This window comes from Streptomyces sp. NPDC006259 (assembly GCF_042870975.1).
Lineage (GTDB): Bacteria > Actinomycetota > Actinomycetes > Streptomycetales > Streptomycetaceae > Streptomyces.
Window position 1 is genome coordinate 476,868 of record NZ_JBIAHY010000004.1, and the last position, 25,183, is coordinate 502,050.

At 72.9% G+C, this 25,183-nt stretch carries 21 protein-coding genes; 16 read left to right on the forward strand and 5 right to left on the reverse strand.

Annotated features, from left to right (window positions below; all coding sequences use genetic code 11):
* Positions 1-10 precede the first annotated feature (10 nt).
* Positions 11-1,288 carry an amino acid deaminase gene (locus ACFYO5_RS18780; RefSeq protein ID WP_388709845.1) on the reverse strand — a complete coding sequence of 426 codons (1,278 nt, stop codon included), beginning with the start codon at positions 1,286-1,288 and terminating at the stop codon, positions 11-13.
* Between the two features lie 132 nt (positions 1,289-1,420).
* Here ACFYO5_RS18780 and ACFYO5_RS18785 point away from each other — a divergent pair, with 132 nt between their 5' ends.
* From ACFYO5_RS18785 to ACFYO5_RS18800, 4 genes are all read left to right on the forward strand, one after another.
* Complete coding sequence (locus tag ACFYO5_RS18785) at positions 1,421-2,524, forward strand: sugar kinase (RefSeq protein WP_388709847.1); 1,104 nt, start codon at positions 1,421-1,423, stop codon at positions 2,522-2,524.
* Positions 2,521-3,282, forward strand: coding sequence for an IclR family transcriptional regulator (locus ACFYO5_RS18790; RefSeq protein WP_388709849.1), 762 nt, complete (start codon positions 2,521-2,523; stop codon positions 3,280-3,282). The genes ACFYO5_RS18785 and ACFYO5_RS18790 overlap by 4 nt, the downstream gene beginning before the upstream one ends.
* Positions 3,283-3,284: 2 nt before the next feature.
* Entirely contained in the window at positions 3,285-3,695 is a 411-nt protein-coding gene (locus tag ACFYO5_RS18795) for a RidA family protein (RefSeq protein ID WP_388710421.1), read from the forward strand.
* 249 nt (positions 3,696-3,944) lie between these two features.
* On the forward strand, positions 3,945-4,661 hold the full coding sequence (locus tag ACFYO5_RS18800) for a hypothetical protein (protein ID WP_388709851.1): 717 nt from the start codon (positions 3,945-3,947) through the stop codon (positions 4,659-4,661).
* Positions 4,662-4,701: 40 nt separating this feature from the next.
* On the opposite strand, the gene ACFYO5_RS18805 is transcribed toward ACFYO5_RS18800, so the two are convergent.
* Positions 4,702-6,069: a M14 family metallopeptidase gene (locus ACFYO5_RS18805; RefSeq protein ID WP_388709853.1), complete on the reverse strand. Its 1,368-nt coding sequence runs from the start codon at positions 6,067-6,069 to the stop codon at positions 4,702-4,704.
* Positions 6,070-6,453: 384 nt separating this feature from the next.
* On the opposite strand from ACFYO5_RS18805, the gene ACFYO5_RS18810 reads away from it, so the two are divergent.
* From ACFYO5_RS18810 to ACFYO5_RS18830, 5 genes are all read left to right on the forward strand, one after another.
* Positions 6,454-9,756, forward strand: coding sequence for a LuxR C-terminal-related transcriptional regulator (locus ACFYO5_RS18810; RefSeq protein ID WP_388709855.1), 3,303 nt, complete (start codon positions 6,454-6,456; stop codon positions 9,754-9,756).
* Between the two features lie 50 nt (positions 9,757-9,806).
* Complete coding sequence (locus tag ACFYO5_RS18815; protein WP_388709857.1) at positions 9,807-10,715, forward strand: anti-sigma factor RsbA family regulatory protein; 909 nt, start codon at positions 9,807-9,809, stop codon at positions 10,713-10,715.
* Positions 10,716-10,880: 165 nt separating this feature from the next.
* Positions 10,881-11,342: an ATP-binding protein gene (locus ACFYO5_RS18820; protein ID WP_388709859.1), complete on the forward strand. Its 462-nt coding sequence runs from the start codon at positions 10,881-10,883 to the stop codon at positions 11,340-11,342.
* 93 nt (positions 11,343-11,435) lie between these two features.
* Complete coding sequence (locus ACFYO5_RS18825) at positions 11,436-12,761, forward strand: Nramp family divalent metal transporter (protein ID WP_388709861.1); 1,326 nt, start codon at positions 11,436-11,438, stop codon at positions 12,759-12,761.
* A 445-nt stretch (positions 12,762-13,206) separates the two neighbouring features.
* Positions 13,207-15,906: a SpoIIE family protein phosphatase gene (locus tag ACFYO5_RS18830; RefSeq protein ID WP_388709863.1), complete on the forward strand. Its 2,700-nt coding sequence runs from the start codon at positions 13,207-13,209 to the stop codon at positions 15,904-15,906.
* A 28-nt stretch (positions 15,907-15,934) separates the two neighbouring features.
* On the opposite strand, the gene ACFYO5_RS18835 is transcribed toward ACFYO5_RS18830, so the two are convergent.
* Positions 15,935-16,126, reverse strand: coding sequence for a hypothetical protein (locus ACFYO5_RS18835; protein WP_356560093.1), 192 nt, complete (start codon positions 16,124-16,126; stop codon positions 15,935-15,937).
* Between the two features lie 9 nt (positions 16,127-16,135).
* A complete protein-coding gene (locus ACFYO5_RS18840; RefSeq protein ID WP_356560092.1) occupies positions 16,136-16,987 on the reverse strand; it encodes a helix-turn-helix transcriptional regulator in 852 nt (283 codons plus the stop codon).
* A gap of 230 nt (positions 16,988-17,217) precedes the next feature.
* Here ACFYO5_RS18840 and ACFYO5_RS18845 point away from each other — a divergent pair, with 230 nt between their 5' ends.
* On the forward strand, positions 17,218-17,718 hold the full coding sequence (locus tag ACFYO5_RS18845) for an ATP-binding protein (protein ID WP_388709865.1): 501 nt from the start codon (positions 17,218-17,220) through the stop codon (positions 17,716-17,718).
* A gap of 208 nt (positions 17,719-17,926) precedes the next feature.
* Here the strand turns inward: ACFYO5_RS18845 and ACFYO5_RS18850 are convergent, their stop codons facing one another.
* Positions 17,927-19,618, reverse strand: a complete 1,692-nt coding sequence (locus ACFYO5_RS18850; protein ID WP_388709867.1) for a chitinase — start codon at positions 19,616-19,618, stop codon at positions 17,927-17,929.
* Between the two features lie 240 nt (positions 19,619-19,858).
* Here ACFYO5_RS18850 and ACFYO5_RS18855 point away from each other — a divergent pair, with 240 nt between their 5' ends.
* The 6 genes from ACFYO5_RS18855 to ACFYO5_RS18880 all read left to right on the forward strand — a co-directional run bounded on the left by ACFYO5_RS18855 (position 19,859) and on the right by ACFYO5_RS18880 (position 25,182).
* Positions 19,859-20,752, forward strand: a complete 894-nt coding sequence (locus ACFYO5_RS18855) for a hypothetical protein (protein WP_388709869.1) — start codon at positions 19,859-19,861, stop codon at positions 20,750-20,752.
* A gap of 311 nt (positions 20,753-21,063) precedes the next feature.
* Positions 21,064-21,771: a Flp pilus assembly protein CpaB gene (gene cpaB, locus ACFYO5_RS18860; RefSeq protein ID WP_388709871.1), complete on the forward strand. Its 708-nt coding sequence runs from the start codon at positions 21,064-21,066 to the stop codon at positions 21,769-21,771.
* Between the two features lie 12 nt (positions 21,772-21,783).
* Positions 21,784-23,040, forward strand: a complete 1,257-nt coding sequence (locus tag ACFYO5_RS18865) for a CpaE family protein (protein ID WP_388709873.1) — start codon at positions 21,784-21,786, stop codon at positions 23,038-23,040.
* 58 nt (positions 23,041-23,098) lie between these two features.
* Positions 23,099-23,431 carry a pilus assembly protein gene (locus ACFYO5_RS18870; RefSeq protein WP_388710423.1) on the forward strand — a complete coding sequence of 111 codons (333 nt, stop codon included), beginning with the start codon at positions 23,099-23,101 and terminating at the stop codon, positions 23,429-23,431.
* On the forward strand, positions 23,421-23,792 hold the full coding sequence (locus tag ACFYO5_RS18875; protein WP_356560086.1) for a TadE/TadG family type IV pilus assembly protein: 372 nt from the start codon (positions 23,421-23,423) through the stop codon (positions 23,790-23,792). The genes ACFYO5_RS18870 and ACFYO5_RS18875 overlap by 11 nt, the downstream gene beginning before the upstream one ends.
* A gap of 52 nt (positions 23,793-23,844) precedes the next feature.
* Positions 23,845-25,182 carry a CpaF family protein gene (locus ACFYO5_RS18880; RefSeq protein WP_356560085.1) on the forward strand — a complete coding sequence of 446 codons (1,338 nt, stop codon included), beginning with the start codon at positions 23,845-23,847 and terminating at the stop codon, positions 25,180-25,182.
* Position 25,183 lies beyond the last annotated feature (1 nt).

Below are 25,183 nucleotides of genomic sequence, written 5' to 3' on the forward strand. Positions count from 1 at the left end.
AACGTACGGACTAGAAGAACGTACGGATGTAGTCGACGACCGTGCCGTCCGCCTCGGCCAGCGGAATGAGCGGCCACTTGTCGAAGGACGTGCACGGGTGGGACAGGCCGAGGCCGACCCAGTCGCCCACCTCCAGCTCCGCGTCGGGGGCGGTCCGCAGCCAGGCGTGCTGGTCGGACAGCGCGGTGACCTCGACGCCGGCCGCCGGGCGTTCGGCGCCGTCCCGCCGTACGACCTGGGCGGAGGGGAGGCCGAGGTCGTACGCCGCGTCCCGCTTGCCGGCGTTCACGAAGGCCTGCTCGGCGGACGGCCGGGACACCACCTGGGTCCAGAGGCGGAACGCCGGTTCCAGGGCGCCCTCCTCGGGGACGCGGTTGAAGGGAGTGATCTTCCGGTAGTGGCCGTCGTCGTGCGAGACGTAGGCGCCGGAGCGGAGCAACTTCAGCACGGGTACGGAGAGTTCGGGGATCTCGGTGAAGACGGCGGCGACCGCGTCGAACCAGGCGCTGCCGCCCGCGCTGACGACGATCTCCTCCGCGTCCGCGAACCGCCCCGCCCTGTCGAGGCCGACGGCCAGCGCCACCAGCCGGCGCAGCCAGGCGCGCACGCGCTCCGGGTCGGCCCGCGGGACCTCGCCCTCGTAGCCCGCCACGCCCACCAGCCGCAGGGTGGGCGCGGCGGCCACCGCGTCCGCGACCGCCGCGCACTCCGCCTCGGTGCGGACCCCGGTGCGGGCGCCGTCGCCCGCGGCCAGTTCGACGACCACGTCCAGCGGGCGGGCCGTCCCGCGCAGGGCCGCGTCCATCAGCTCCACCCCGCGCACGGAGTCCACGTAACAGACGAACGAGAAGCCGGGGTCGCCGGCCAGCTGCGACGCGGTCCAGCGCAGGGCCGCCGGGTCCACCAGTTCGTTGGCGAGGAAGATCCGCCGGACGCCGTAGGCCCGCGCCACGCGGACCTGGTGGGGGACGGCGAGGGTGATGCCCCAGGCGCCGTGCTCGATCTGCCGCTGGAACAGCCGCGGCGCCATGGAGGTCTTGCCGTGCGGGGCGAAGGCGAGGCCGTGCCGGGTCGCGTACGTCTCCATGAGCCGCAGGTTGTGTTCCAGGCGCTCGGCGGACAGCGCCAGGACGGGCGTGGTGAAGCCGTCCGTGAAGAGGTTCCGGCGCTGGGCGGCCAGTTCGCCGACCGTCAGGCCGTCGGCGTCCGGCGGGAGGCCCTTGAAGCGGTGGTCGACGCGCTCCTGCGCGAGCCGCGCGAGCGCTTCGGTTCCGCGATCGAGGGCCATACGAGCCTCCAGAAGTGGTGTGTTGCATGGTGTGCAACGGTCGTTGCGTATACCGCTGACGGCTGTCTAACATCTCGGCCGACGCGGGTCAACGGAACCGCCCCGCACACCGACCAGGGAGCCACGACGATCGTGACCGCCACCGGACCGCGCGACGCACCCGACGCCCCCGTCGTCGTCGACGTCGTCGCGCTCGGCGAGTCCATGGTCACCTTCCTGCCCTCCCGCCCCGGCCGCCTCGCCGACGTCCCCTCCTTCGACCGGGCCGTCGGCGGCGCCGAGTCCAACGTGGCCTGCGTCCTGGCCGCCGCCGGCCACTCGGCGCGCTGGGTCGGCGCCGTCGGAGCAGACGGGTTCGGCGACCACCTGGTCGAGACGATCGGGGCGTACGGCGTCGACGTCACGGCCGTCCGACGCGACCCCGCGCGGCCGACGGGCGTCTACTTCCGCACCGCCGGGGACCGCGCCACCGACGCCCACGAGGTGGCGTACTACCGGGCCGGGTCGGCGGCCTCCGCGATGACGGTGGGGAACGTGGACCTCACGGCCGCGCGGGCCGGCCGTGTCCTGCACCTCACCGGGATCACCGCCGCCCTCTCCGGGGGGTGCCTCGGGCTGCTCCGCGACCTCACGGCGCGCCGCCCCGGCCGGCCGCTCGTCTCCTTCGACGTCAACCACCGCTGCGGACTCTGGCCGGGCGGTGGGGCGGCCCACGTCCTGCGGGAACTGGCCGGCGGCGCCGACCTCGTGTTCGTCGGGGACGACGAGGCGCGGGAGGTGTGGGGCCCGCGCGGCGTCGAGGCCGTCCGCCGCGCCCTGCCCGGCCCCACCACGCTCGTCGTCAAGCGGGGCGGACACGGGGCCACCGTCTTCGACGCCGGCCACGTCACCTTCGTACCCGCCCCCCGGGTGGACGTCGTCGCCGCCGTCGGCGCCGGGGACGCCTTCGCCGCCGGATACCTCCACGCCACCCTGCGCGGCCTGCCCGTGCGGCAGCGGCTGCGGCACGGCCACCTCTGGGCCGCGGCCGCCCTCACCGTCCCCGGCGACCTCGCCGTACCCCCGCCCGCCCGCCGCCCGACCGCCGCCCCGCACGGAGCGGCCGCGCCCCGCCCCGCCTGGATCGCCCGGGCCGACCGGCTCGCCGCCCTCGACGACGACGCGTGGGGGAGACTTCGACTCGGCCCCGGCTGGACGCGAGCCACGGCGGCCACCGAGGAGGAACGCACCCCATGAGCCAGACCGTCGACCGCGCCCTGAGCATCCTGCCGCTGCTCGCCGAGGGCCCCGCGGACCTCGGGCAGGTCGCCGACCGCCTCGGCGTCCACAAGTCCACCGCGCTGCGGCTGCTGCGGACGCTGCACGAGCACGGGCTCGTCTACCGGCAGTCCGACCAGCGCTACCGCCTCGGCGCCCGCCTCTTCGCCCTCGCCCAGGAGGCGATGGAGAACCTCGACATCCGTGAGATCGCCCACCCCCACCTGGCCCGGCTGAACGAACGGTGCGGACACACCGTGCACCTCGCCGTGTACGAGGAGGGCGAGGTCCTCTACATCGACAAGGTGGAGAGCCGCTACCCGGTGCGGATGTACTCGCGGATCGGCAAGCCGGTCGCCCTCACCGTCGCCGCCGTCGCCAAGCTGCTCCTGGCCGACCTTCCCGATCCCGAGCGCCGCGCGGTCGCCGAGCGGCTCGACTACCCCCTCTACACGGCCCGCTCCACCCCCGACGCCCCCGCCTTCCTCAGGGAGTTGGCGAAGGTGCGCGAGCAGGGCTGGGCCACCGACCTCGGCGGCCACGAGGAGTCCATCAACTGCGTCGCCGCACCGATCCGCGGCGCCGACGGCCGGGTGGTCGCCGCCATGTCGGTCTCCGCGCCGAACGTCGTCGTCACCGCCGACGAACTCCTCGAACTGCTCCCGCAAGTGCGCCGCACGGCGGACGACATCAGCGGCGAGTACTCCGGCAGGACCCCAGTGAAGGACACCGTATGACCATGAACGACAAGATCGCGCTCACGCCGAGGACCCACACCACCCCGCCGGCGAAGTTCTCCCACGGAGTGCGCAAGGGCAACATCCTCCAGGTCGCCGGCCAGGTCGGCTTCCTGCCCGCCGCGGAGGGCGAGCCCCCCACCACGGCCGGCCCCACCCTGCGCGAGCAGACCCTCCAGACGCTCGCCAACGTCAGGGCGATCCTGGAGGAGGGCGGCGCGAGCTGGGACGACGTGATGATGATCCGCGTCTATCTGACGGACGTGGACCACTTCGCCGAGATGAACGACATCTACAACGCCTACTTCGAGGAGCAGGCGCTCACCGCCCCGCCCGCCGCACGCACGACGGTCTACGTCGGTCTCCCCGCCGGGCTCCTCATCGAGATCGACGCGCTCGCCGTCCTCGGCTGAACCGGACCCCGCCTCTGCCGGTCCCCCCACTCCCGCGCACCGCACGACGGCACGGCGGCCCCCGACGAGGCGGGACACCCTGCGGACCCGGACCGTGCAGGAGACGGGGCTGTCGGTCGTCGGGTTCGCCGTGGCGGCCGGATTGGGCCTGTTCGTCCAGCCGCGGTCCGTGCCCCGGTTGTAGGCGTCTCATAACGAAGTTGGGGGCTGACTGTCTCCGGCACAGGATCGTCGACCATACTGCCCGCTGTGGAGCAGCGCATAGGTTCGAGCAGCCAGCCCCTGGAGGGCGCCGGATTCGATCCGGCATTCATCCCCGGGCTCACGTCGCCCGTGACCGCGGAGCCGAAGGACGCGAAGCCGCGGGCCGGCTCGGAGGGCGAAGCGGTCACCGCCGAGGACCCGTCCGAGGGCGAACCGGCCGTGGTGGCCGGGGAGTCGGAGGGGGCCGAGGACGCGGCTGAGCCGGGACCGGAGCCGGAGGAGGTCCCCGACGGCCCCGTCTTCGAGGCCGCCGACCGCCGGGCCCGGATCGTCGCCGACGCCCGCGGCGTCCGCCTCCGCCTCGACGAGGAGGAGTGCGAGTTCCGCTGGGAGGAGATCGGCGCGGTCGAGACGGAGACCCCGCGTTTCGGGAAGCGGTTCACCGTCACGGTGCACACCCCTGACCGCCGCTGGTACCCGATCGAGATCGAGGCGACGGCCAGGGGCCGCTTCAAGGAGTGGGACGAGCAACTGGACGCGGTCCTCGACGCCTACTTCGACGACGAGGCCGACGGCACGTCATCCGACGGTGAGCCGGCCGAGGGCAAGACCTCCGACGGCAAGACCTCCGACGGCAAGACCTCCGACGGCAAGACCTCCGACGGCAAGACCTCCGACGGTGAGCCGGCCGACGGCAAGGAATCCGGCGGAGAGCCGTCCGGCGGCAGGACGCCCGAGGCCGACGCCGAGTCCCGCTCCTAGGCCCAGTCCCACTCCGAGTCCGGCCGGGGACGGACCCGACCTAGCCGCAGTACTGGGCCTGCTTGCCGATCGACCGGTACATGCAGTCCGAGTTCTCCAGCAGTTGCAGCACCGCGTCCTTGTTGCGCGCGGTCTCCCGCTCGATGACCTCGTCGGGCGGGTAGAAGCCGCCGCCGCCCGACGAGCCCGGGTACATCTCGAAGGTGTACGAGAAGATCTTGTGCGTGCCCCAGAGGTAGTCGTCGATCGACCCGTCCGTGATGTACAGGTCGCTCGACTGCTCCGGGGTGTACCCGTTGCTCGCGGCCATCGACCGGCCGATCGTGGCGAAGGCGTTGCGGTCGTCCGCGGTCATCCCGGTGGTGGTGTCGGCGCTGGTGTACCCGAACGGCCACAGCACCAGCTGGCTGTACGTGTGGAAGTCGATGCCCGACTTGATCTGCTGGACGCCGCCCACGACCCGGCTGCGCACGAAGTTCGCGACGACCTTCACCTCGGGCGCGGACTCGGCCGCCGTACCCCGGTACGTCTCGGAGGACGTCGATCCCGAGGAGCCGCCGCAGCAGCCCCACCGGTAGGCCCAGTTGCGGTTCAGGTCCGTACCCACCGACGTGGAACCGGAGTTGGGCTGGCGGTTCTTGCGCCACGACCGGTAGGAACCGGTGGCGACGTCGTACTCGCCGCCGTCCGGGTTGAGGTCGGGCACGATCCAGATCTCGCGGTTGTTCACCATGCTGGTGATGCGTGAGTCGGTGCCGTAGCCGGCGCCCAGCTCGCGGATCAGGTAGAGGGCCATCTCCACGGTCAGGTGCTCACGGGCGTGCTGGTGATGGGTGAACAGCACCTCCGGCTCGGCCTCGTCGGTGCCGACGTTGTCGCTGATCTTGATGGCGACGATGTTGCGGCCCTGGTACGACGTGCCGATGACCCGCTTGCTGATGATGTTCGGGTAGGCCGCGATGCGCTGGTCGATCTCCGCGGTCATCTCGGCGTAGTTGTGGTAGCGGGAGTCGGCGGACGGGAAGTCGTAGAGCCGGGTCTCGCCCTCGGCGGTGCGGTCGGGCGCGGCGCCCAGGGCGGCGACCTCGTAGCCCTGCGCGCGGAGCTTCTTGATCTGGTCGGCGCGGCCGGAGACGACCACGGTCTCCTCGTCGGCCTCGTCCACGCTCACCCCGGACCCGGCTATCGCGGTACGCGTCGCGGGGGTGCTGTGGTCGATGTGGATCTCGTACTGACGGATGTCGTCGGCGGAGGGCGCCGCCTTCACGGCGCTGCCGGCCGACGCGTTCGTGGCCGTGGCCGAGAGCGGCGCGGCCAGGGCGAGGGCCATCAGGGTGGCCAGCGCGGCGGTTCGTCTGCCGCTGCGGCCAGGGCCGCGGGTGCCTGCGCCGCGGGTACGGAGTCGCATGGGGTCTCCTCGGTTCTCCAGAAGTCCGGGATCGCCGGACGCGTGGGGGATGGAGCGGGGGTGGAACGGTGTGCTCGCCGTGCACGGGTGCGGGGTGCCGCTCATCGTCGAGGCATGACATGGTCAGGTCAAGGGTGGCCATGGCGCCGAATGGCCGGAATCGTGTGCAACGGCCTCGCACGGGACAGGCGTTGCCACGTCGGCGGCGGTCGCGCAGTGTACGCGTGACCCGGACCCGAGAGGCGATCCCCGGCGAAGTGCACCCGCGGGCGTGAGTCGCGCGTGCGTATCCGTACGGCCCGGGGAAGGCTGAGGGTCCGCGCACAAGAGGAGCCCGACCCTCCGGCTCCTTCGAGGAACCCACCCCCGGAGGACTGGCTGCTCATGGGCGGATCAGCGCCACGACGGGACGGCCACCTGCCGGTGGAGACGACCAGTTTCGTCGACCGGCGTGGCGAACTGGCCGACGGCCGCGAGCTGCTGGCCCGCGCCCGGCTGGTGACGCTGACCGGCCCCGGCGGCGTCGGCAAGACCCGGCTGGCCGGGCGGATCGCGTCGCGCGTCGCCCGCGCCTTCCCCGACGGCGTGTGCTTCGTGCACCTCTCCGGCGTGCACGACCCCGCACTCGTGCCGCTCGCCGTCGCCGACGCGCTCGGTCTGCGCGACCACTCCGCCCGCCCCCCGGTGGACACCCTCGTGGAACGCCTCCGCGACCGCCGGCTGCTGCTCGTCGTCGACAACTGCGAACATCTGCTGCCCGCCTGCGCCGCGCTGGCCGGCGCGCTGCTGCACGGCACCACCGGCGTCCGGATCCTCGCGACCAGTCGGCACCGGCTCGGCCTCACCGAGGAACACCTCATGGACGTACGGCCGTTGCCCGTGCCCGACCCGGACGGCGACCTCTCCGCCGCCGACGGCTACCCGGCGCTCGCCCTGTTCGCCGACCGGGCCGCGGCCGTGCTGCCCGGCTTCCGGCTCACCGCCGCGAACCGGGAGTCGGTGGCCCGCCTCTGCCGCCGCCTCGACGGCCTCCCGCTCGCCATCGAACTGGCCGCCGTCCGGATGCGCGTCCTCGACGTCGACCAGCTCCTGGCCCGCCTCGACGACCGCTACCGCCTCCTCACCGCGGGCAGCCCCACGGCCGCCCCCCGCCACCAGACCCTCCGCGCGGCGGTTGCCTGGTCCCACGACCTGTGCGGGGAGGCCGAACAGAGGGTGTGGGCCCGCCTGTCGGTCCTCCCGGGCGGCTTCGATCTGGAGACGGCGGAGGCGGTGTGCGCGGACCGCGCGGACCGCGCGAACCCGGTGGTGCCATCCGACCCCCGGCCGAAGAACGCGCCGTTCGCCTCGATCGAGGCTCCGTCCGATACGGCGGCGGACACGGGTGCGGACAGGAGGGCGGATGCGGCGGACACGGGTGCCGGCACGGGTGGGGGCACGGGTGCGGACGGGACGGCGGGCAGGGGGGAGCGGGCGGGGAACCCCCACCCCCCGCCGCTCCAGCCGTACGACATCCTCGACGCCGTCGCCGGCCTGGTCGACAAGTCCGTGCTCTGCCGGGAGGGCGACCCCGCCGGCGGGGCCAGGTACCGCCTCCTCGACACCCTGCGCGAGTACGGCCTGGAACGCCTCCGCGAACACCCCGGCGAGGAACACGCCACCCGCACCCGCCTGCGCGACTGGATGCAGCAGCGGGCGGCCACCTGCGAGCGCGACTGGTTCGGCCCCGACCAGCCCGCGATCGTCACCCGCCTCCGCGCCGACCGGGACACCCTCCGCGCCGCCCTGGACTTCAGCCTCACCACCCCGGGCGAGGCCCTCGCGGGTCTGCGCCTGGCCGGGACCCTGTGGTTCCACTGGCACGCCTGCGGAGCGCCCCGAGAGGGCCGCTACTGGCTCGACCGCGCCCTGGCCGCCAACCCGGAGCCCACGCGGGAACGCGCCCGCGCCCTGTGGGCGGCCGGCCTCCTCGCGGGCTGCCCGGAGGACCTCACCCGAGGCCGCCACCGCGCCGAACAGGCCCGCGACCTGGCCCACCGCCTCGGCGACGCGGCGGAGGCGGCCCACGCCGACTACGTCATCGGCGTCATCCGACTCTTCAGCGACGACCTGGAGGGCGCCCTGGACCACTTCCGGACCGGCGTCGACCGCGGCCGTGTCCCCGGCCAGCACCTCAGCCTCGTCGGCCTCGACCGCGTCGAACTGGCCTGCGCCCTGAGCTTCCTGGGCCGCGCCGACGAAGCCATCACCGTCTGCGAGCAGACCCGCGGACTGTGCGCCGGCCACGGCGAGCAGTGGGTGCTGTCGTACGTGGAGCGGATGCTGGCCCTCGCGCACACCGTGAAGGGCGACTGGGAGCGGGCGGAGCACCACGGCCGCGAGGCGCTGCGCCTCAAGCTGGCGGTGCACGACGTGGTCGGCATGGGCCTCACCCTCGACCTGCTCGCCCGCGTCACCGCCGAACGCGGGGGCGTCGGCCGAAGGGCGGCCGGGGCGGTCGAGCGGGGGGTTGCTGACCGGAGGGCCGCTGACCGGAAGGCCGGTGACCGGGGGGCCGTTGAGCGGATGGCCGTTGACCGGGGGGCAGCGGTCTGTGGGGCCGAGGGTCGGGGGGTTGCTGATCGCGCGGTCGCGGATCGGACAGCTGGGGGCCGGGGAGTTGTTGATCGCGGGGATACGGATCTGACGGCCGCCGGCCGGGAGGTTACTGATCGCGAGATCGCGGACCGTGGGTCTGCAGACCGGGGGGCCACCGACCGGGGCACCGCCGGCCAGGGGGAGGGGCTTGCGGACTGTGGGGCTGTCGGCCGCAGGTCCCATGACGACGGGGCCGCCGACCGCGCTGCCCGTGACTGTGGAGTCGCCGACGGCGTTGTCCATGATCGTGGGGCTGCTGACCATGCTGCTCACGACTGTGGGGCCGCCGACCAAGCTGCCCGTGGCCGTGGGGCCGCCGACCAAGCTGCCCGTGGCCGTGGAGCCGCCGACCAAGCTGCCCGTGGCCGTGGAGCCGCCGATCACGCTGCCCCTGACCACAGGGCCGCCGACCGGACCGTCCATGACCGTGGCGCCCATGAACGCGCCGCCGTCCTGCTCGGTGCCGCCGACCGGGCCTGGGCGGACGTCGACCCGAGCCGATGGGGATCGGCGGCGTTGAACGCCACGCGCCGCGCCGCCGAGGAACGCGCCCGGCGCGCCCTGGGCCGTACCGCCTTCCGTCGCGCCTACGACCGCGGCGCCGCCCTCGCCCTCGCGGACGCCGTCCGCCACGCCCTCGACGCGCCCGACCCCGCGGCCCGGCGCCGCCCCCCGCCGCCCCCACCGTGGGGCACCGTCCGCGCCACCGGGCCGGCCCCCTACGACCGGACACCGAGTCCCGCACCGCCCGGCAGACCACCTCTCGCCACGCAGGACCCGCACACCCCACCGGCATCGCGCACCTCGCCCGCGGGCCCGGCGGCCTCGCGCCGCGCGCCCGTCGTCGAGGCACCGGCGGACGCCCTGCGCCTCACCCGTCGGGAGGCGCAGGTGGCCGAACTGGTCGCCGAGGGCCTCGCCAACCAGCAGATCGCCGACCGCCTGGTCATCGCCCGCCGCACGGCCGAGGGCCACGTGGAGCGCATCCTCAGCAAGCTCGGTTTCAGCAACCGCAGCCAGATCGCCGCCTGGGTGACGGCCCAGCGGTGAGGCTGCGCCACGCCGCACAGCAGCCCGAACTCCACGGAGAGGACCGCCCGATGACCGTCCGCACCACCGCTCTGGACCGCATGGCGTTCGACCACCGCATGACCGCGCCCGGCACGGACGAGGCTTTCCTCGCCGCCGCGCTGCCCTTCCTCGCCGAGGGCCTCGCCGCCCCGGACGAGCCCCCGCCGGTGGCGATCGCCGCCCCCGCCAAACTGGACGTCCTGCGCGAGGCCCTCGGTACCGACGCCAAGGAGGTCGCCCTCGTCCCGCACACCGACTGGTACACCGGCTCCGCCGCCAACGCCGTCGCCCGAGCCGCCGGTCACCTCGCCGCGCACGCCGGCCCCGACGGCCGTATCCACCTCCTCATGGAACCGGTGTGGACCGGCCGGGCCGGCCGCTCCCCGCGCGAGAGCGCCGAGTGGATGCGCTACGAAGCCCTCGCCAACCTCCTCTTCGCCCCCACCTCCACCACCGCCCTGTGCGTCTACGACACCCGCACCACCCCTCCCGCCCTCGTCGCCGCCGCCCGCCGCACCCACCCCGACGGCGGCGCGTACGAGGACCCGCTCCGGCTGACGGCCGAACTGGACGAAGCCCCCCTGCCAAGCCCGCCGGCCGACGCCCGACACCTCGCGGCGCCCACCGCGGACGAGGTCCGCTCCTGGGCCGCCGGACGGGGACTGGGCACCGCCGACGCGGAACTCTTCACGACGGCGGTCCTGGAAGCGGCCTCCCTCGCCCCGGTCACCGCCACCCTGCTGTGGGGCGCGGCCCCCGCCTGTGTCTGCGAACTGCGCCTGTCCCACCGTGTGGACGACCCCCTGGCCGGCTTCGTCCCCCCACCCACGGCCGCCCTGACCCCCGGCCAGGGCCTGTGGTTCACCCGCCAGGTCTGCGCCTACGTGGACCTCCGCCCGACCCCGGCCGGCACGGCCGTACGCCTCCAGTACGGGTAGTCCCCGGTATCCACGGGTACCACCGGGTATCCACGAGCATCAGCGGTCATCGGCAGTCATCGGTAGCTATCAGCAGGTATCAGTAGGTATCAGTAGGTATCCACAGGTACGGAAACAGGTAGTCCTCCCCGTGTACGGGTCGTCGGGGGAGGTCATTCTGGAGGCATGCTGCAACTCTCCGGGGGGCGCCTTCCTGACCCCGACTCCCCGTACGGCGCCTGTCCCCAACCGCCCCTGGGCGCGGGTCACTGGAGTGCCGAGTACGACCCCCGGCCGTCCGCCGTCGGTGAGGCGCGCGCGCAGGTGCGCCGACGGCTGGAGGGGTGGGGGCTGGCCGAGCCCGACGACCTGGTGGACACCGCCGCACTGCTCGTCAGCGAACTCGCCACCAACGCCCTGCTGCACTCCGCGAGCCACTACCGGCTCACGCTGTCCGCGGCGCACGGCGTCCTGCGCTGCGAGGTGACCGACACGGGTCGCCGTACCCCGCAGGTGCTCCAGGCGGGCTCCGCGGAGAGCGGCCGGGGCATGTTCCTGGTGGAGGCGCTCGCCCGGCGCTGGGGCTGCCACCAGGACGGACCGGGCAAGACCGTGTGGTTCGAACTCGCCACGTGTACGTGTGACTGACGCGTCGCCGGAGCGAGTCCCCGCCACGAGGGGGCGTGCACGCACACGTATGCCCCCTTGTCGGACCCGTCTCCTTCCGCTTTCTTGATGGTCATGGCGGACACCACGGGAAACCCCACTGACACCGAGCCATCATCCGACGGCGCCACCACCCCACCCCGCGCGTCGAGCTGGCGCCACATCGGTCCCGGCATCGTCGTCGCGGCGACCGGCGTCGGGGCCGGTGACCTGGTCGCCACCCTCATCGCCGGCAGCAACTTCGGCTACACCCTGCTCTGGGCGGCGGTACTCGGCTGCCTGGTCAAGATCTCCCTCGCGGAGGCGGCCGGCCGCTGGCATCTCTCCACCGGCCGCACCCTGTTCGACGGCTGGGCCGACCTCGGCCGCTGGACGACGTACTTCTTCCTGGTCTACGTCGTCGTCTGGGGCTTCGTCTACGGCGCGGCGGCGATGTCGTCCAGCGCGCTGCCCCTGCAGGCCCTGTTCCCGGACGTGATGGACCTGGAGTGGTGGGCCGTCGCCTGCGGGCTGGTGGGCCTGGTGTTCGTCTGGTTCAACAAGTACGCGGTGTTCGAGAAGGTCATGACGGTCCTGGTGGGCGTCATGTTCCTGGTGACCGTGTACCTCGCGATCCGGGTGACGCCGAACCTCGCGGACGCCCTGGCGGGTCTGCTGCCCGTCCTGCCGGACGAGAAGGACTCCGTCCTCAACACCCTCGGCCTGATCGGCGGCGTCGGCGGCACCATCACCCTCGCGGCCTACGGGTACTGGGTCAACGCCAAGGGCTGGACCGGCCCCGGCTGGATGAAGGTCATGCGGCTCGACAACCGCGTGGCCTACCTCACCACCGGCGTCTTCGTCGTCGCGATGCTGTTCGTCGGCGCCGAGCTGCTGCACTCCGCGAACGTGGCCATCGCCGGCGGCGACAAGGGACTCGTCCAGCTCAGCGACATCCTGGAGGCGGAGTACGGCACGGCCACCGCCAAGTTCTTCCTCATCGGCTTCTTCGCCACCTCCTTCACCTCCCTGATCGGCGTCTGGCACGGCGTCAGCCTGATGTTCGCCGACTTCGTCGCCCGCTACCGGGGCGGCGCGCGGGCCACGGGCGCCGACGTGGCCTCCGGCGAGCGGGAGCGCTCCTGGCCGTTCCGTCTGTACCTGCTGTGGCTGACCTTCCCGCCGATCGTCCTGCTCTTCCAGGGCCAGCCGTTCCGCCTGGTCATCCTCTACGGCGTACTGGGCGCGGCCTTCCTGCCCTTCCTCGCCCTGACCCTGATCTGGCTGCTCAACTCCGCCCGTACGCCCAGCGAGTGGCGCAACGGCCGGCTCAGCAACGGCATGCTCGCGACGGCCGGACTGCTGTTCCTCGCGCTCTGCGTGAAGCAGATCTGGGACCAGCCGTGGTCGGAGTTCTTCTGAGCCGCGAACCCGCGGGACACGTGGGGGTCGCGAGCCTCGGGCCCGCGCCACGCCGGCCGAGCCGCACCCGGCCGCCGACGTGGTGGCGGAGCCGCCGGCGCTGTCGGCCGCCCGCCGACGCCACCGGGGCCGCCCGCCGACGCCACCGGGGCCGCCCGCCATCGGCGGTCGGCCCCCGCGGTGATGGCTCAGCCGCCCAGCACCTCCCACTCCGGGCTGAGCGCGATCTTCCGCAACTGGACCATCGTGGGCGCCGGAATCCTCACGGGTTCACCGCCGGAGTCCCCGCCGGCCCGCCCGCCTTCCCCGTCGCCGCCCGCCCTCCCGTCCCTGCGCGCCCGCCGTCTCCGTCCTCGCGCGCCCCCCGCCCCCGTCTTCACCCGTCTGCCGCCCCCCGGGGCCGTGCGCGGGCGCGGGAGCGGGCCCGCCGGGGCAGACTGAGGCCATGGCCGACCTCCATGCCCCGAGCGCGGCGGTGCGACGGTTCGACCAGGGGCCGCAGAGCGTGGCGGAGGCCCGTCGGTTCGTGCGGTCCGCCCTGGACGGCGTCGCCTCGGACCTGGTCGAGACCGCTCAGCTCCTGGTCAGCGAGCTGGTGACCAACGCGGTGCTGCACGCCCGCACCGAGGTCGAGGTCTCGGCCCGGGTGACCGACGGCACCGTGCGGGTCGGGGTGGGCGACCGCCGGCCGGACCTCGGGCTGGTGCCGTACCGCTACCCGCCGTACGCCGGCATCGGACAGGGCCTGGCCCTCGTCGAGCAGCTGGCGTCCCGGCACGGCGTCGACACGGGCGATGAGACCAAGACGGTGTGGTTCGAGCTGGAACCGGACGGAACGCCCGACGGAACGGCGGCGCGCGCGGACGGATGGGCCACCTCGGCCCCGCCGTCGCCCTCCGGTGCCGCTGCCGGTACGGACGGGGGTACGGGTCCCGGTGCGACCGTGACGCTCGTCGACGTGCCCGCGGCGCTGTACTCCGCGTCCCAGCAGCACCGTCACACACTGCTGCGCGAGGTCGTGCTGGCCCTGGCCTGCGGACACGACCTGGGTGTGGCACCGGGGGAACTCGCCGCGGCCCAGGACATGAACCACCTGATCAGCACCTGCGTGACGGCCGCGCTGCGGCAGGAGTCGAGCGGGGCGGAGGTCCGGTCCCTGCCGCTGGTCCTGCCGGCCGACGCCGCGCCCGCGGTGCAGGCCCTGCGCACGGTCCTCCAGCTGGCCGAGGAGGCGGCCCGTGACGAACGGTTCCTGACCCTGCCGGCTCTGCCGCGCAGTCGCGTCTTCCGCCGGTGGATGTTCGACCAGATCGTCGGCCAGCTGGCCGGCGGATCCCCCACCGCGTGGACGGTGGTCCCCCGGGAGCCGGGTTCCAGCCCTTCGGAGCTGGTGTCCTGGGACGCCGGACAGGTACGGGCCAGCAGGGTCCCGACGATCGCCGCCGACGAGCGGAACACGATCATCGCCGTGAACGGACCGGCGGCCGACCTGCTCGGCTGGCACGCGGACGACCTCGTCGGGCAGCCGCTCACCGCGCTCATCCCGGAACACCTCCGCAAACGCCACCTCACGGCGTTCACGTCCCTGTTGCTGAGCGGACAGCCCCGGATCCTGGGCCGCTCCGTACCGCTTCCCGCGCTGCACGCCGACGGCCGGCTGGTCCCCGTCCGGCTGTTCGTCCAGACCCAGGAGATGCCCGACGGCCGTACCGTGTTCGTCGCCCAGCTCACCCCCAGGGCGGCCGCGCCGGTCGCCCCGTCCCGCCCGCCCGGCCGGGCCCGGCCGGCGGCGCCGCAGCAGCCCGGCAGCGCCGCCCCGCCGGCCGCCCCGCGGCGCGAGGTGAGCACGGGCCGCGGCCCGGCGGGCATGTCGGCGCTGGAGCGGCTCACCCTGCTGGCCGACACCGCGGCCGCGCTGACCAACGCACCCGACCTGGACGAGGGGGTGCGGCAGGTGGGCCGGGTCCTCACCGAACGACTGGCGGACTGGTGCGCGGTCGACCTGTTCACCGCGCAGGCCGCCCAGGTGGAACGGGTCTGCGTCGTCCGCCGCGCCACGGGGGCGGCGCATCCGGAGGAGCACGAGGGCCGGCTGCCCCGGGTGTCGGAGACCGCCCGCGGACCCCTGGCCCGCGCGCTGCGCGGCGCCGGCCCGCTGCTGCTCACCGAGCCCTCGCCGCCGAGCCGGGCCACGAGCCCGCTCGACACCCACTACCGGGAACTGCTGCGGAGCATGGGGACGCGCAGCGCCGTCGTCGCCCCGCTCCGGGCCCGCCGACAGGTCATCGGCGCCCTCACCGTGGCCGACGGCGGCGCGGAACGGCAGTTCACCGAGGAGGACCTGCCCCTGATCGACGACCTGGCGCGCGCCCTCGCCCTGGGAGTGGACAATGCCCGCCTCTACCAGGAGACGAGGAACATCGCCGAACGCCTCCAGCGCTCACTGCTGCCCGTGCTGCCGGAGCTGGACCACCTCCAGATCTCCGCCCGTTACGCGGCCTCCTCCACCACCGCCCAGGTCGGCGGCGACTGGTACGACAGCTTCGTCCTCCCCAGCGGGGACATCGCCCTGGTGATCGGCGACGTGACCGGGCACAACCTCGACGCGGCCATCGCCATGAGCCAGTTGCGCAGCATGCTGCGCGGCATCGCCGTGGACCGGCAGGAACCTCCCGCGACGGTGCTGCGCCGCCTCGACATGGCGAACCACAGCCTCTACCGGGAGGCCACCGCCACCTGCGTCTACGGCCTTCTCAAGGGCCCCGAGGAAGGCCCCTGGGAGCTGGTGCACTCCTCCGCCGGTCACCTGCCGCCCCTGCTGATCGGCGAGGACGGCCGTACCCGCTATCTGGAGGAGGGCGCGGGAGTGCTCCTGGGACTGGACCCCGACCTGCCCCGTCCCACGGCCCGTGACGCGATCCCGGCACGCTCGACCGTCCTCCTGTACACCGACGGCCTGATCGAACGCCGCCACGAGTCCCTCGACCACGCCATGGACCGCCTCCGTCGTCACGCCGCCGCACTGGCCCGCGAACCCCTGGACGTGCTCTGCGACGAACTCCTCATCGGCCTCGGGGCGGACAGCGACGACGACATCGCCGTCCTCGCGGTCCGCCCCACCCCGGCGGGCGGCCCCACGGGGTGACGGAGTTCCACCGCCCGACGGACCGAACTCAGAGCAGGTGGTCGGCCTTGCCCGCCTTGATATCGAGGATCATGGTCCGGAGCGCGTCACGGGAGTCGGTGAGATAGGCCTCCTCGGCACCGGCTATGGCGATGTAGGCGTTGCCGTCGGGGTCGGTGCCGAGGCGGAAGCAGGCCGATCCCTCGGCGCAGAACGGGTCTTCCCAGGTGATGTCGGCCACGGTCGTCTCCTAGAGTTGGCTGGCGATGTCCTGGATGAATCCGTACGACGCCTCGGGCGACAGCGCACGTTCCTCCATCCAGTCCAGTTGCGTGCGGTACTTGCACAACTGCGCCTCCTGGTAGAGGAATTCCGGCCCATGGGTGCTGTCGATCTGGACGGTGTCGAGCTGCGGCACCGGCCCCTCCAGGTAGACCACGGTCTGCCCGGCACCGGGAAACGACCCCGCCTCGAACGGAATGACCCGCAAGGTCACATGGGACCTCTCCGACGCGGCGAGCAGATGCTCCAGCTGTCCCCGCGCGACCTTGCGCCCGCCGAACTGCATACGCAAGGCGGCCTCGTGCAGGATCCCGACGTATTCGGTGGGCGCGGCACGTTCCAGAATCCGCTGCCGCTCCAACCGGTGGGCGAGCCGAAGGGCGACCTCGTGCTCGGGCAGAGGCGGAAGCGCGGCCTTGAAGACTGCTTGAGCATGATCGCTTGACTGCAGGAGGCCGGGCATGTGGATCAGATGGACGCTGCGGATCCGCACGGCGTGGTGTTCCAGTTCGGCGATATCGAGTATCCCGACGGGGAGACTGCCCCGGTACCGCTCCCACCAGTTCCGCTCGGTCGGCTGGGCCATCTCGACCAGTGCGTCCACGTACGCTTCGTCGTCGCAGTCACAGTTGCAGGCCAGGGTGCGCAACCGGTCGGGGCTGATGGCACGCGTGCCCGACTCGATGTTGGAGATCTTGCCCCGGTCCACGCCGAGCAGGCCGGCCGCGTACTCCCCGGTCATGCCGGCGGCGGTGCGCAGCCTCCGCACTTCGGCACCGAGCCTTTTCTGTCGCTCGGTCGGAGACGTTCTTGCGGCCATGCGTTCCCTCCAGGGAGCAGAGTTCACTCCATCGGTGCCTATGTTGCCCTAGGCGTGGGGCAACATAGCCCCGCATGCTCTACGTTCAGTAACGCACAAGCTACCCGCCGCAGTCGGCAGTGCACCGCGCGGCCCTGCCCGCACGCTCCTTCCCTGGGAGGGGCGGGCCCGCGCCAGGGAGACGAGCCACCGATTGCGGCCCCCTGTCCGTTCATCACGAGGAGCCGGCCATGCCCATGCCCCGCTGCCCACTCGCCCCCGTCTTCCCCGCGGACTTCACCGCCCCCATGCCCGAGACCGTCTCCTACAGCCTCACCCTGCCCGCCGCCCTGGCAAGCCCCGCCCTCGCGCGGGCGACGACCCGCGAGGTCCTCAAGGCGCACGGCCTGCACGACATGCTGGACCCGGCACTGCAAGCGGTGGGCGAACTGACGGCGGTGGCGACCCAGTTCACGGAGTCGGCGGACTTCTACCTCTCCCTCCGCTACCGCGCGCACACCCTCCGGGTGATCGTCTACGACAACCACCCGCGCCACACCCAACCCCATCTGGCCACCGCCTGCGACACCCGCCGCCGCGCGGCACTGCGCGTCCTGGCCTGCGTGTGCCGCGCGTGCGACGGCGACTGGGGGTTCGGCGAGTCCCGAGAGCCGGGAGGCGGCACGCGCATGTGGGCGAGGCTGCCCAGGGAGAGCGCGGCGAGGTACGGCACGGTTCCCGGAAGGGGGTAGCCGAGACCTCGTCGAGGTGGCACGCGGACGCGGGCCGGCCGCACCGAAAAAGCGGGGCGACTCCTCCGACGTCGCCGACCGCAACGCCGGCCCGCCCGGTGGCGGTTCGGTGTTGCGGTCGGCGTTCTCGAAGCCGGGCGGGCTTCGGCGGCGCGGCTTTCAGGGCCGGCTGCCCCGCTGGTTCCTGGCCTGCGGTGCCCCCTCGGGTTTACGGCAGCCCGTGCACATGCGGACCCACCGCGCGCGACCACGCGTTGCCCGCCGTCGCGTCCCAGTTCGTCGACCAGGTCATCGCGCCGCGGAGGTCGGGGTAGGTCCGGGACGGTGTGAAGGTGCCGCAGGCGGTTCCCCTCGTCAGGCAGTCCAGGGCGTTGTTGACGACCGCCGGGGAGACGTAGCCGCTGCCCGCCCCGCGGGTGGAGGCGGGGAGGCCCAGGCCCACCTGGGAGGGGGCGAGACCGCCCTCGAGTTGGATGCAGGCCAGGGCGGTGAGGAAGTCCACGGAGCCCTGGCTGTAGACCTTGCCGTCACAGCCGAGCATGGAACCGCTGTTGTAGTACTGCATGTTGACGACGGTGAGGATGTCCTTCACGTTCAGGGCGGTCCGGAAGTACGCGCTGGACGTCGACTGCATGTCGATGGTCTGCGGGGCCATGGTCAGGACGAGGGAGGGCCCCGCCTTCGCCGACAGGGCGCGCAACGCCTGCGTCATGTAGGTCGCGTCGAGGCCGTTCTCCAGGTCGATGTCGACGCCGTCGAAGCCGTACGTCTGCATCAGGGCGTGGAGGGAGTTCGCGAAGTTGGCGGCGGAGGTGGCGTCGTTGACGCTCACCGTGCCGCGTTCGCCGCCGACCGAGATGATCACCTTCTTGCCGGCCGTCTGCTTGGCCTTGATGTCGGCCTTGAACTGGTCGACGGTGTAGCCGTTCAGGCCGGCCGAGTCGAGGGCGAAGGTGACCGCGCCCGGAGTCGTCGTCGCGTCGGCGAAGGCGACCACGATGATGTCGTACTGGGCGGGAACGTCGGAGATCCGCTGGACCGTCGCGCCGTTGTTGAAGTTCTGCCAGTAGCCGGTCACGGCGTGCTTGGGCACCGTGCCCCCACCGCCTCCGCCGGTCGCGGCCGTCCGCCCCGTCACCGCCGCCGACTTCGCCGACTCACCTGCCGCGTTGGTCGCGGTGACCTGGAAGGAGTACGACGTGGCCGCCGCGAGCCCGGTCACGGTCGCCGAGGTCCCGGTCACCGCCGTCACCTTCGTACCGTCGCGGTAGACGCTGTATCCGGTCGCGCCGGACACCGCGTTCCAGGCCAGGGAGGCGGACGAGGACGTCGTCCCGGTGACGGTGAGGCCGGACGGGGCGGACGGGACCGTCGGGGCCGGGCCGGTGCCCCCGCCGCCGTCGGGGCCGTACACGGAGACGTCGTCGGCCAGGTAGGCCGCCTGGCCGTACCAGCCGTGCAGGTAGACCGTGACGGAGGTGGTCGACGCGCCGGTGGAGAACGTCGTCGAGAGCTGCTTCCAGGCGGCGGAGTCCGGGGTCCAGGCCGAGACGTCGGTGGTGCCGGTGCCGGTCGCGCCGAGGTAGGCGTAGCCGCCCCGCACCCAGGCGCTGAGCGTGTAGGTGGAGTTGGGTCTCACGGCGACCGTCTGGGTGCAGCGGGCGTTGTCCTGGCCCGCCGGGGTCGCCTTGAGCGCGGCGGTGCCGCCGTGCACGGGGGAGGTGACGGTGGTGCCGCTGCCCGCGGAGCAGGCCCAGTCGGCGAGGCCGGACTCGAAGCCGGCGTTCCTGGCGTTGTCGACGTCCGCGGCGGACGCCTGGCCCGTGCCCGCGAGGGTGAGGGCGAGCGCGGCGGTGACGGCTCCGGACCAGAGCCGCGCCGATCTTGTAAGTGGGGACATGACAACAAGTTGGTCCAGACCAATTCTCTTGTCAAGGGGTTCACCCGCGGAGGGCCGGTGTGGGCAACCTGACCCGCTTTGGGGCGACTTGCGGGAAGATCCGTCCACAGGCGGTGACGGAAAGCTGTTCTCCGGCCACAGGGGCGTGGATACAGTGCTGAGGTAGTCACGCAATGAAGTCACCTCGGTGCGCCGGAGTAACGCCTGGCGGGCCGGACCGCGGGAATCGGGGAGCTGCGCGTGCCCACTGCCATCGCCGTGACCGGTGCGGACCTGGCCCTGCCGCCACAGGACGAACGCACCGTGCCCGCCGCCGTGCTGGACGGCCTCGACCGCCGCCCCCTCGACCAGGCCGTCGCCGACGTCCAGACCCTGCTCGACCAGCACGGACACCTGGTCGTCGTGTACTCACGGGCCGTCCCCGCCGCCGTCGAGCAGCGCCTGCGCACCGTCCGCTCCCTGCTGGAGAGCGACCGCATCGCCCTCTTCCGCCCCGAACTGCCGCCGCTCGGGCTCGCCGTCCTGGCCCGCCAGCTGCGCCAGCTCGCCTCCTGCGACCTGAGCCCCGGTGTCCTCGCCTCGGCCGGCCGGCTGCTCACGCACTACATCCACGCCGGCGCGCTCCTCGCCTCCGTGACCCGCCTCGACCACGTCCCCGTCGGCCTGACCTCGCACGCCCGGTCCTGGATGCCCGGCAGCCAGTTCGCCGTACTGGCCCATCCTCAGCCCCAGTTGGTGAGGGTCGGGCCGGACACCCTCCTGGACGGCCCCGAGTTCGGCACCTGGATGCTCGTCGGGCGGGGCCGCCTCCAGTCCGACTGGGTCACCGGCACCCTCGCCCCCGCATGGCGGACCCAGGGACTGCGCGAGACGGAGGCGCCCGCCGAGTCGGCCGCCTGGTGGGGCACCGACAAGCTGATCGAGTTCTGCGCCTACCTGCCCGACCTCTCGGTCCTCTACCAACTGGTCACCTCGGTCCGCCAGACCGTCTGCCACTGGTGCGGCGTCGACGTCATCGGCGACCTCTGCGTCTTCTGCTCCGCCACCCCGCCGCCCGCCCACGAGTCCGGGCCCGCCCGCGCGCTCACCGCGGGCGGCCACCGAACCCACCGCGCGCTCACCACGGGCGGCTGAAAGAGGACCACAGCACGGACCCCAGCAAGGATCACAGCAAGGATCGAGGCGACAACCGAGGCAGGACCCGAGACAGAAACCGAGACAGAACCGAGGCAACAACCGAAGCGATGACCCCCGCAAGGGTCACAGCAGGACCAGAACCAAGACTCCCGCAAGGGCCACCGCAAGGACCCCCGCGAGAACCGGACGAAGACCCCCGCAAGGACCCCCGCGAGAACCGGACGAAGACCCCCGCAAGGACCACAGCTCGGCCCGCCCGACCCGCTCCTGTCCGTTCGACCCGACCCCCGACGAGGTTGCACCGGTCCATGAACTCCCGTCAGCGCCGCGGCGTGATCCTCCTGCTCCTGTCGGTTCTGTGCGCCCTCGGCGCCTTCGCCGGCGTCCTCTCCGTCATCGACGACGTGCAGTCCAAGGTCGGCCCCGAGGTCACCGCGTACCGGGTCAGGTCGAATGTGGCGCCCTACACCCGGCTCAGCACCGGCCAGTTCGAGAAGATCGAGATGCCCGAACGCTGGCTCTCCGAGAACGCGGTGACCGACCTCGCGGACATCCGCGGCAAGATCGCCGTGACGACGCTGAAGAAGGGCTCGCTGCTCCAGAGCGACATGATCGTCGACCGGCCCGCCCTCCAGGCCGGCCAGCAGGAGGTCGCCATCATGATCGACGCGGCGACCGGTGTCGCCGGAAAGATCACCCCGGGCTCCTCCGTCAACGTCTTCGCCACCTTCGAGGGCGCCCGCGAGAGCGACCCCGACCAGTCGAAGATCATCGTCACCAACGCCCGCGTCCTCGACGTCGGCTCCATCACCGCCCTCGACCCGGACAAGGACGAGCGCGGACAGCGGCCCACCGACGCCGTACCCATCACCTTCGCGCTGTCCACCCTCGACGCCCAGCGCATCACGTACGCCGAGTCGTTCGCCAAGCGCGTCCGGCTCGCCCTGGTGGCGCCCGGCACCCCCACCACGGTCCCCGACAAGGACCGCACGTACGAACTCACCACGGACAAGTGAGAGGCCGCCGCCATGCCCACGAGGATCCTCCCGGCCGTCGGCGACGCGGACGCGGTCCGCTCCCTCACCACCCTGCTCAGCCAGCTTCCGGACGCCGAACCCGTCTCCCCGGTCGCCGACTCCACGCAACTCGTCGACACCCTGGCCCGCCTCGCCGCCGAGTCCGTCGACGAACTGCCCGAGGTCGTGATCGTCCACGAACGCATCGGTCCCGTCCCCGCGCTGGAACTGGTCCGCGAGGTCGCCCTGCGCTTCCCGGCCGTCGGCGTCATCCTCGTCACCACCGACGCCGGCCCCGGCCTCTTCTCCGCCGCTATGGACGCCGGCGCCCGCGGCCTGGTCACCCTGCCCGTCGGCTACGAGGACCTCGCCCAGCGCGTCCACGCCGTCGCCCAGTGGTCCGTGGGCGTACGACGCCATCTGGGCCACGGCGGCGACGTGTTCACCGGCGTCGGCGGCACCGTCGTCACGGTCAGCGGCGCCAAGGGAGGCGTCGGCGCCACCCTCCTCGCCGTCCAGCTGGCCCTCGCCGCCCAGGCCTCCGGCCGCCCGACCGCCCTCGTCGACATGGACCTCCAGGCCGGCGACATCGCGTCCTTCCTGGACGTCCAGTTCCGCCGCTCGGTCGTCGACCTCGCCGCGATCACCGACCTGTCGCCCCGCATCCTCGCCGAGGCCGTCTTCCGCCACGACACCGGCGTGGCCCTGCTGCTGGCCCCCGGCGAGGGCGAGCGCGGCGAGGAGGTCACCGACCGCGCCGCCCGCCAGATCCTCGGCGCCCTGCGCTCCCGCTACGAGGTCGTCGTCGTCGACTGCGGCGCCCAGCTCGGCGGCGCCGGCGCCACCGCCGTCGAGATGGCCGACCGCGCCCTGCTCGTCACCACCCCCGACGTGGTGGCGGTCCGCGGCGCCAAACGCACCGTCCGCATGTGGGACCGCCTCCAGATCCGCAAGGCCGAGGAGACCACGGTCGTCGTCAACCGCCACAGCCGCGGGACGGAGATCCAGCCCGCCCTCGTCCAGAAGATCACCGGCACGGCCGTCGCGGCGACCGTGATCCCCGCCAACTTCAAGGAACTCCAGTCCGCCGTGGACGCCGGCCGCGTCCACGCCCTCGACGGCAGGAGCACCGTCCGCCAGGCCATGTGGGCCCTCGCCGGCGAACTCGGCCTGGTCAAGGCCCAGGAGGGCTCGCAGCACCGCAGGTCCGGCCGGGCGGGGCGCGGCGGAGAACGGGCGTCGGCGGGCTTCCGGCGGAGGAGGGAGTGACGTGAGAGCACGGCGACCCGGAGGCGACCGGGGCCAGGTCACGATCGAACTCCTCGGCATGACCCCGCTGATCATCGTGACCTTGGTGCTGGTGTGGCAGTTCGTCCTGCTGGGATACACGTTCACGCTCGCGGGGAATGCTGCCGACGAGGCGGTGCGGGCGGGGACGGCGGCACAGCGGGGGGAGCGGCAGGCCGTGTGCGAACAGGCGGGGCTGGAGAAGCTGTCGCAGGCGTGGCGCTCCGGGGCCACGGTCAGCTGTCCGACGTCGGGCGGATACGTGACGGCGACCGTCACCCTCCGGGTCCCGGTCCTCTTCCCGGGCGCGATCGACTTCCAGTTCGAGGTGAAGGGCCACGCCGGTGCCGTGGAGGAAGAGGATGACGACTGACATGGGGCGCGGACGCCGTGGACGTGATCGCGGGCAGGTCGCCCTGGAGTACCTCGGCTTCCTGCCGATCCTGCTGCTCGTCGCGCTGGCCGCCGTACAGCTCGGCCTGATCGCGTACGCGGCGCAGCAGGCGGGTACGGCGGCCAGGGCCGGGGCCCGCGGGGCGTCGCTCGGCGAGGGCGCGGGCGGAGCCTGCCGGAGCGCGGTCAGTTCCTGGCTCGCGGACGGCACCAGCTGTGCCCCCGAGGACCTGGGCGAGGAGGTCCGGGTCACCTCCACCGTCACCATCCCGTCCGTCATCCCCGGCATCGGGGACTTCGGCGCGGCCCACCGCACGGCGACCATGCCGGTCGACCACTGAGCCCGGCCCGCGACCGAGTGGGCCGACGCAACGCAGCGAGGAGGAACCGGAGATGAGCCTGCGGGCCCGCATCACCTCTCCCGAGGAGCACGGCGGCCGGGGCGAGGACGGCCACCTGGTCGCCTCCTACCGGGCGAAGCTCCTGGAGGAGATCGACCTCGCCGAGATGAGCGCGCTGGCGGCGGCCGAGCGCCGGGCCCGTCTGGAACGGGTGCTGGGGCACATCATCAGCCGCGAGGGCCCGGTGCTGTCCACGACGGAGCGCGCGCAGCTGATCCGCAGGGTGGTCGACGAGGCGCTGGGCCTCGGCATCCTCGAACCGCTCCTCGAGGACGCCTCGATCACCGAGATCATGGTGAACGGCCCGGACGCGATCTTCGTCGAACGGGCGGGCAGGGTCGAGCAGCTGCCCATCCGCTTCGCCTCCCACGACCAGCTCATGCAGACCATCGAACGCATCGTCTCCACCGTCAACCGCCGCGTCGACGAGACCAACCCGATGGTCGACGCCCGCCTCCCGTCCGGCGAACGCGTCAACGTGATCATCCCCCCGCTGTCCCTGACCGGACCCATCCTCACCATCCGCCGCTTCCCGCGCTCCTTCACCCTGCACGAACTGATCGGCTTCGGCTCGCTGGACGAGCCCATGCTGTACCTGCTGGCCGGCCTGGTGCAGGCGAAGTTCAACGTGATCGTCTCCGGCGCGACGGGCACCGGGAAGACGACCCTCCTCAACGCCCTCTCCGGCCTCATCCCGGAGACCGAACGCATCATCACCATCGAGGACTCGGCCGAACTCCAGCTCCAGCAGTCGCACGTCATCCGCCTGGAGTCCCGGCCGCCGAACGTCGAGGGCAACGGCCGTATCACCATCCGCGACCTGGTCCGCAACTCGCTGCGCATGCGACCCGACCGGATCGTGGTCGGCGAGGTCCGCGGCGGCGAGTCCCTCGACATGCTCCAGGCCATGTCGACCGGCCACGACGGCTCCCTGGCCACCGTCCACGCCAACAGCGCGGAGGACGCGCTGATGCGGCTCCAGACCCTGGCGTCCATGTCGGACGTCGAGATCCCGTTCGTCGCCCTCCACGACCAGATCAACAGCGCCGTGGACGTCATCATCCAGCTCACCCGCTTCGCGGACGGAGCCCGGCGGGTGACGGAGATCGCGCTGCTCGACAGCCACGGCGGAGAGCCGTACCGGCTGGCGACCATCGCCCGCTTCAACGCCCGGCCGATGGCCGCGGACGGCCGTATCCACGGCGTCTTCGAGTACCACCCGCTGCCGCGCCGCACCGCCGACCGCCTCTACATGGCGAGCCAGCCGATACCCCAGGCCTTCGGAGTCGCCCGCACGCTCGACGAGTTGACCACCAGAGAAGCCCGGTAGC